This window comes from Catenulispora rubra (assembly GCF_015356825.1).
Taxonomy (GTDB): Bacteria; Actinomycetota; Actinomycetes; order Streptomycetales; family Catenulisporaceae; genus Catenulispora; species Catenulispora rubra.
This window is the reverse complement of the sequence record NZ_JAACYW010000432.1, coordinates 1-6985: the sequence shown is the minus strand read 5'-3', so window position 1 is coordinate 6985 and position 6985 is coordinate 1. Positions and strand designations below refer to the sequence as shown.

Sequence of the window (6985 nt, the reverse complement as noted above, 5' to 3'; positions counted from 1 at the left end):
GCCGCGCCAGCAGCACCCGGGCGATCCGCCCGGCCCGCGCCGCGCCCTCCGAAGTCCCCTCGCGCAGCGACGTCACCAGCGCCCCCTCGACCAGCAGCATCAGTTCCGGCGCGAGGCTCTCGTGGTCGTCGCGGCCCGCTTCGGCCAGCAGGCGGTCGAGGTAGTCCGTGACCGCGTCCTTGTGCGCGACTGCGACCTCGTGGACCGGGCTGTTGCGGTCGGCGGCCTCGACCATGGCGTTGATGAACGCGCAGCCGCGGTACCCCGCTCCGTCGAGCCACTCCCCCAGTGCGTCGAACACCGCGATGGGGCGCTCGCCGGCCGGGAGCCCGTATCCGGCGATGGTCTCCTGCAGCCACGCGCGCCAGCGCTCGTCGGTCCGGGTCAGGACGGCGATCACCAGCTCGTCCTTGCTCGCGAAGTGCCGGTAGAACGAAGCCCGCCCCACCCCCGACACCGTCAGGATCCGCTCCACGCCCACAGCGCGGATCCCCTCCGCGTAGAACAGGTCCTCGGCCGCCGTCAGCAATCGCTCGCGCGCCTGTACCGCCATGGTCGCCAATGGTATCGATCGGTTCCGCGGGAACGCCACCACTGAAGTGTGGAACGGAATCGAACGGTACCGTATTGAACGCAACCCATTGACATCAAACGGTACCGATCGGTACCGGTCACCCGCCGCCGACTACACCCGGTATCAGCCCAAGCAAAAACCCCGGCTCCCGACGCGATGCGGGGAGCCGGGGCTCTAGAGACCAGAGCCGTTGTTAAGCAACAGCCTTCTTCAGCGCCTCAGCACGGTCAGTCCGCTCCCATGTGAAGTCCGGCAGATCCCGACCGAAGTGCCCGTAAGCCGCCGTCTGCTGGTAAATCGGCCGCAGCAGGTCCAGGTCCCGGATGATCGCAGCCGGCCGCAGGTCGAAGACCCGCAGCACCGCCTCCTGGATCTTCACGTCCTCGACCACCCCGGTCCCGAACGTCTCCACGAACAGCCCCACCGGCTCCGCCTTGCCGATCGCGTACGCGACCTGCACCTCGCACCGATCCGCCAGCCCCGCGGCGACCACGTTCTTCGCCACCCACCGCATCGCGTACGCCGCCGACCGGTCCACCTTCGACGGGTCCTTACCCGAGAACGCCCCGCCGCCGTGCCGCGCCATCCCGCCGTACGTGTCGACGATGATCTTCCGCCCGGTCAGCCCGGCGTCGCCCATCGGCCCGCCGATCTCGAAGCGCCCGGTCGGGTTCACCAGCAGCCGGTAGTCGGACGTGTCCAGCTCCAGCGCGGCGATCTCCGGCGCCACCACCTGCTCGCGGATGTCCGGCGTGAGCAGGTTGTCCAGGTCGATGTCGGAGGCGTGCTGGGTGGACAGGACCACGGTGTCCAGCCGGACCGCCTTGTGCCCGTCGTACTCGATGGTCACCTGCGTCTTGCCGTCCGGCCGCAGGTAGGGCACGGTGCCGTCCTTGCGGACCGCGGCCAGCCGGCTCGCCAGACGGTGCGCCAGCGCGATCGGCAGCGGCATCAGCTCCGGGGTGTCGGTGCACGCGTAGCCGAACATCAGGCCCTGGTCGCCGGCACCCTGGCGGTCGAGCTCGTCGGTGTCGCCCTCGACGCGCGCCTCGTAGGCGTCGTCGACACCCTGCGCGATGTCCGGGGACTGCGAGCCGATGGACACCGACACGCCGCAGGAGGCGCCGTCGAAGCCCTTCTTGGACGAGTCGTACCCGATGGCCAGGATCGTCTCGCGGACCAGGCGCGCGATGTCCGCGTACGCGGTGGTGGTCACCTCGCCGGCGATGTGCACCTGGCCGGTGGTGAGCAGGGTCTCGACGGCGACCCGGGACTTCGGGTCGTCCTTGAGCAGGGAGTCGAGGATCGCGTCGCTGATCTGGTCGGCGATCTTGTCGGGGTGCCCCTCGGTCACCGATTCGGAGGTGAACAGGCGGCGGACGGTACCGGACATGGGTACTCCTCAGTTCGCAGCGGCTGCTGACTACAGGTCGACGCGACGCCCCGGCCCCGGAACGACACGCACGCGCCTGGTCGGCGCGTGCTTGTCACGAAGATCGAAACGACCGCGGCACCAGTTTAGTCGGTCGGCGTGCGCAGCTTAAGTACCCGGTCCCAGATGACGTCCGCGAGCCGCTCCTTCGGACCGTCCGGAATCGGGTCCTCCGAGCCGTCCGCGCCGATCACGACGGCCGCGCTGTGGTCCGAGCCGAAGGTCAGGTCCACCCCGACCTCGTTGACGACCAGCAGGTCGACGCCGTATTTCGCGAGCTTGGCGCGGCCGTGCTCCAGCCACGTCCCGTGCGCATCACCGGTCTCGGCAGCGAACCCGACCACCGTCTGCCCCGGCCGGATCCGCTCGTGACCGAGCTCACGGAGCACGTGCGGGTTCTGGACCAGGCGAATCTCGGGGGCCGAGAGGTCGTCGGACTTCTTGATCTTCGACTCGGCCGGTTCGGCGGGCCGGAAGTCCGCGACCGCCGCGGCCATCACCACGATGTCGGCGTCCCAGGCCGCGCCGCGCACCGCATTGCGCAATTCCGAAGTCGTCGACACCCGCACCACATCGACCCCGGCCGGGTCCGGCAGCGCGGTGTTGGCCGCGACGAGCGTGACGCGCGCGCCCCGCGCGGCCGCCGTGGCCGCCAGCGCGTAGCCCTGCTTGCCGGAGGAGCGGTTGCCGATGTAGCGCACCGGGTCGACCGGCTCGCGCGTGCCGCCGGCCGAGACCACGACGTGCAGCCCGGTCAGATCGGCCTCGGCGGTGCCGCGGGCCAGCAGCGAGCGGCAGTACTCGAAGATCGCCGAGGGGTCCGGCAGCCGGCCCTTGCCGGTGTCGGCGCCGGTGAGCCGGCCGACCGCGGGCTCGATGACGTGCAGGCCGCGGCGGCGCAGCGTCGCGACGTTCTCGACGGTGGCGGCGTTCTCCCACATCTCGGTGTGCATGGCCGGCGCGAAGACCACCGGGCAGGTGGCGGTCAGCAGGGTGTTGGTGAGCAGGTCGTCGGCCAGGCCGTGGGCCGCCTTGGCCAGCAGGTCGGCGGTGGCCGGGGCGACGACGACCAGGTCCGCGTGCCGGCCGATGCGCACGTGCGGCACCTCGTGCACGCGCTCCCACACCTCGGTGGCCACCGGCCGCCCGGACAGCGCGGCCCAGGTCGGCTCGCCGACGAAGCGCAGCGCGGAGGCGGTCGGGACCACGGTGACCGCGTGCCCGGACTCGGTGAACAGCCGCAGGAGCTCGCAGGCCTTGTACGCGGCGATGCCGCCGCCCACGCCGAGAACGACGTCGGGCGACGGCATCGAAGGTTCTTCAGTCACGGTACCGACCCTAACGGGATCAGTCCGCACGAGCCGACCGGGGTCGGCGCCGGAATGACAGTTCCGGGATTGAGCAGCTACTGGATGACCGAACCGGGGGCGCCGGCCTCGATCGGCTCGGCGGTCAGCAGGCCGGCGTTGATCTCGCGCAGCGCGATCGACAGCGGCTTCTCGTGGACGTGGGTGTCGACGAGCGGGCCGACGTACTCCAGCAGGCCCTCGGAGAGCTGGGAGTAGTAGGCGTTGATCTGCCGAGCGCGCTTGGCCGCGTAGATCACCAGGCTGTACTTGGAGCCGGCGGCGTCGAGCAGCTCGTCGATCGGCGGGTTGATGATGCCTTCGGGCTCAGTGGCGGACACGCGTGAGGACTCCTGTCGCAGCAAGATCATTCCTGGGTCTGCGCGACCCAGACGTACAAGGATAACAGTTCTCGCGCCCCGGACCTGCCGATCCGGAGATTGCACCACCTGTGATCAGGCGTTCGTCCCGGCGTCGGTGACCAGCTCGACCAGCTCGGCGGCGGCGGCCCCGACCGTGGTGTTCACGATCGTGACGTCGAACTCGCTCTCCGCGGCCAGCTCCACGCGCCCGGTCGCCAGGCGGCGCTCGATGACGTCCTCCGGCTCGGTGCCGCGGCCGCGCAGCCGCTGCTCCAGCACCTCCCACGTGGGCGGGGCCAGGAAGACCAGGCGGGCGGCGGGCATCGCGGCGCGGATCTGGCGCGCGCCCTGCAGCTCGATCTCCAGCAGGACCGGCTGGCCGGCGTCCAGGCGCTGCTCGACGGCGTGGCGCGGGGTTCCGTACATGTTGCCGGCATACTCGGCATACTCCAGGAACTCGCCCTTGGCGATCAGGTCCTCGAAGGCGGGCCGGTCGTAGAAGAAGTAGTGCACCCCGTCGACCTCACCGGGCCGGGGCGCGCGGGTGGTGGCCGAGACCGACAGCCACACCTCGGGGTGGACCTCGCGGACGTGCTTGGCAAGGGTTGTCTTGCCGACGCCCGACGGGCCCGAAAGCACTGTCAACAGTGCGGGGGCGGTGGTGTCGGAACCGTGGCCGTCCGTTCCGGCGCGATCGCTCATGAGAGAAGATCGTACCGGGCCGCAGGGCCGCGATTCCGACGGTTGTACCGCGTCGCCTTGCCTCGGCGTCTCTAGCGAGGCGCCGGGGCTCGGCTGACGTCACGCGCCGAATTCACGCTCCAGCGAAGCGATCTGATTGGCACCGAGCCCACGGATACGGCGCCTCTCGGAGATGTCGAGACGTTCCATGATCTGCTTGGCCCGGACCTTTCCGATGCCGGGCATCGATTCCAGAAGAGCCGAGACCTTCATCTTGCCGATGATCTCGTTCTTCTGACCTTCGCGCACTACATCGGACAACGTCACGCCGCCCGCCTTGAGACGGAGCTTCAGGGCGGCGCGCTCACGCCGCGCTTCGGCTGCCTTCTGAAGTGCGGCCGCACGCTGTTCTGGAGTGAGGGGCGGAAGAGCCACGCCTGTTCACCTCTGGACTTCGAGTACTGTCGGTGGACTTGTCCGAGTTCGACCGAGGCCTAAAGCATGCCTCGAACTCCCCCAAGACATACGGGACCTCACCTGGCGGACGAGTCCCGCGGATACAACTGGTGGAACGAATCCGCAGCGTACACCCGTAGTCGGGGGCAAGGAGAGGGGATCGGCGCTTCTCGTGAGCTGGACCGGTGTGCAAATCCGGCGAAAAGGGGGCGAGTCCGGCGTAATTCGGGGCGGAATTCAGGGCTCGAATCCCACCGTCATGCCCCTGATATGGCGTCAGACGTGTTTGCCCGAACCGGCATTAGGGCGCGCCGAGGTATCGGTCACGACCGCGTTCGGCCTGTGACGCATCCACGCTTTGAGCAACGCCGGGACAAGGGCGGAATATCGCACGGAGGTTCAAAGCGCGCCGGAGAAAGTATCGCAGGACTGGAAGTCCCCCGTCTGGTAACCGGTGAGGAACCACTGCTGGCGCTGCGCCGCCGAGCCGTGCGTCCAGGTCTCGGGGGTCACCCGGTGCTGGTACTGGGCCTGGATCCGGTCGTCGCCGACCGCGGCCGCGGCGTCCAGTCCGTCGGAGATGTCCTGCTTGGTGAGGTCCTTGATCAGGACCCTGCCTCCTGTGTCCTTCGTCGTCGTCGCGAAGTGCGCCCAGAGCCCTGCGTAACAGTCTGCCTGGAGTTCGACCCGGACCGCACCACTGTTCGCACCTTGTTGGGACGACTGGCTGTTGCGCAACGCTCCGGTGAGGTTCTGGACGTGGTGGCCGTACTCGTGCGCGATGACGTAGGCCTGCGCGAACGGGCCGCCGCGGGCGCCGAACTTCGTTTTGAGCTCCTGCCAGAAACCGAGGTCCAGATAGACCGTGCGATCGCCCGGGCAGTAGAACGGCCCGACCGCGGAGGTCGCGCTGCCGCAGGCGGTACGGGTGGCGCCGCTGAAGATGACGGTCTGGGCCGGCGGGTACTTCTGGTTGTTCCGGGTGAAGAAGCCGGTCCAGTAGTTCTGCACGGAGTTCACCACGGCCACCACGCGGCAGTCGTCGCTGACGTTGGCGTCGGCGCCGGTGCGGCACTTGGCGGCCAGCGAGCCGCCGGTGACGGGGCCGGTGGCGTTCCCGCTGCCGGAGGAGGACAGGGAGTTCGAGGACGTCCCGGAGCCGTCCGTGAGGGCCAGCGGCACGCCGACCACCGCGGCGATCAGCGCCAGGATCAGGCCGACCAGGCCGCCGCGGCCGCCGGGCAGGCCGAAACCGCCGCCGAAGCCCCCGCCGAGGCCGCCGCCCCGGGAGGGGCCGGAGCCGCGCTCGTCGCGGACCTGGCCGGAGTCCAGCTGGGCGTCGTCGTCGAACTGCATATCGCAATCTTCCTGGACGAATCGCCCCGGCCTGCGCCGACACGCGGGAGTGCGGTCGGGGCTCGGTTGGAGGCTTGCTCGGGGGCGCGTTCGAGGGCGCGTTCGGGGGCGCGTTGGGGCTCAGCCGGGGCCCGGCGGGGAGTGCGGTAACGACCGCCGACGCGGGGTGTCTAGAAATTCGAGCCCTGAGCTACTAGCCTGCGCGCGTTCCGCGAGTGTCACAGGTCACATCGGGAGTGGCGCAGGCCGCACGGAAGGAACCGCCGCCATGGCGCATGGGCACCACCATCGTTCCGCCCCGCGGCGTGGCGCCCGAGTGTCGGTGCCGATCACGCTGGTCGTCGTGCTGGTGCTGGGCGCGTCCGCCGGCGGGGCCGCCTGGTACGCGGCGGGGCACCGGCACGACTTTGGAGGCGGAGGCGGTGCCGGCGGCCAGGCCGCGTGCCCGGCGACGGGGCCGACGACGATCTCGGCGGCGGTCGCCCCGGACCTGGCCGGGGTGCTGGCGCCGGTGCTGACACCGCAGGCAGTGCCGTGCGTGCGGGTGGTGGTGACGTCGGCCGACTCGGCGGACATGGCGCACTACCTGGCCGGGAGCGGGGCGGCGCCGGCCGGCATGCGGGCGCGGCCGGACGTGTGGATCCCGGACACGTCGCTGTGGCTGGACCTGGCACGGGCGACCGGGGCGGGGCAGGCGCTGCTGCCGCAGAGCGGGAGCTCGGTGGCGGACACGCCGACGGTCGTGGCTTCGCCGAAGCCGGTGGCGGGGCTGTTGGGC

8 protein-coding genes are annotated in these 6985 nt (G+C 70.3%); 1 reads left to right on the top strand and 7 read right to left on the bottom strand.

The features are described from left to right. From GWK61_RS51365 to ypfJ, 7 genes are all read right to left on the bottom strand, one after another. On the bottom strand, positions 1-553 hold a 553-nt coding region (locus tag GWK61_RS51365), incomplete at its 3' end, for a TetR/AcrR family transcriptional regulator (RefSeq protein ID WP_194921382.1). Positions 554-767: 214 nt separating this feature from the next. Continuing rightward, a complete protein-coding gene (metK, locus tag GWK61_RS51360; protein ID WP_194921381.1) occupies positions 768-1967 on the bottom strand; it encodes a methionine adenosyltransferase in 1200 nt (399 codons plus the stop codon). A 125-nt stretch (positions 1968-2092) separates the two neighbouring features. After that, entirely contained in the window at positions 2093-3316 is a 1224-nt protein-coding gene (gene coaBC, locus GWK61_RS51355) for a bifunctional phosphopantothenoylcysteine decarboxylase/phosphopantothenate--cysteine ligase CoaBC (RefSeq protein WP_194921383.1), read from the bottom strand. 95 nt (positions 3317-3411) lie between these two features. Next, complete coding sequence (gene rpoZ / locus GWK61_RS51350; RefSeq protein ID WP_194921380.1) at positions 3412-3723, bottom strand: DNA-directed RNA polymerase subunit omega; 312 nt, start codon at positions 3721-3723, stop codon at positions 3412-3414. An 84-nt stretch (positions 3724-3807) separates the two neighbouring features. After that, on the bottom strand, positions 3808-4416 hold the full coding sequence (gmk, locus tag GWK61_RS51345; RefSeq protein WP_194921379.1) for a guanylate kinase: 609 nt from the start codon (positions 4414-4416) through the stop codon (positions 3808-3810). Positions 4417-4515: 99 nt separating this feature from the next. Continuing rightward, a complete protein-coding gene (mihF, locus tag GWK61_RS51340) occupies positions 4516-4830 on the bottom strand; it encodes an integration host factor, actinobacterial type (protein ID WP_194921377.1) in 315 nt (104 codons plus the stop codon). A 420-nt stretch (positions 4831-5250) separates the two neighbouring features. Beyond that, the gene (gene ypfJ, locus GWK61_RS51335; protein WP_194921375.1) at positions 5251-6207 is read right to left on the bottom strand and encodes a KPN_02809 family neutral zinc metallopeptidase; all 957 of its coding nucleotides are present in this window, start codon (positions 6205-6207) and stop codon (positions 5251-5253) included. Positions 6208-6475: 268 nt separating this feature from the next. Here ypfJ and GWK61_RS51330 point away from each other — a divergent pair. Beyond that, a partial coding sequence (locus GWK61_RS51330; protein ID WP_194921373.1) for a substrate-binding domain-containing protein occupies positions 6476-6985 on the top strand: 510 nt, incomplete at its 3' end.

Coding starts and splice junctions, on each gene's coding strand:
- metK (WP_194921381.1), bottom strand. CDS start 1,967: ATGTCCGGTACCGTCCGCCGCCTGTTCACCTCCGAATCGGTGACCGAG.
- coaBC (WP_194921383.1), bottom strand. CDS start 3,316: ATGCCGTCGCCCGACGTCGTTCTCGGCGTGGGCGGCGGCATCGCCGCG.
- rpoZ (WP_194921380.1), bottom strand. CDS start 3,723: ATGATCTTGCTGCGACAGGAGTCCTCACGCGTGTCCGCCACTGAGCCC.
- gmk (WP_194921379.1), bottom strand. CDS start 4,416: ATGAGCGATCGCGCCGGAACGGACGGCCACGGTTCCGACACCACCGCC.
- ypfJ (WP_194921375.1), bottom strand. CDS start 6,207: ATGCAGTTCGACGACGACGCCCAGCTGGACTCCGGCCAGGTCCGCGAC.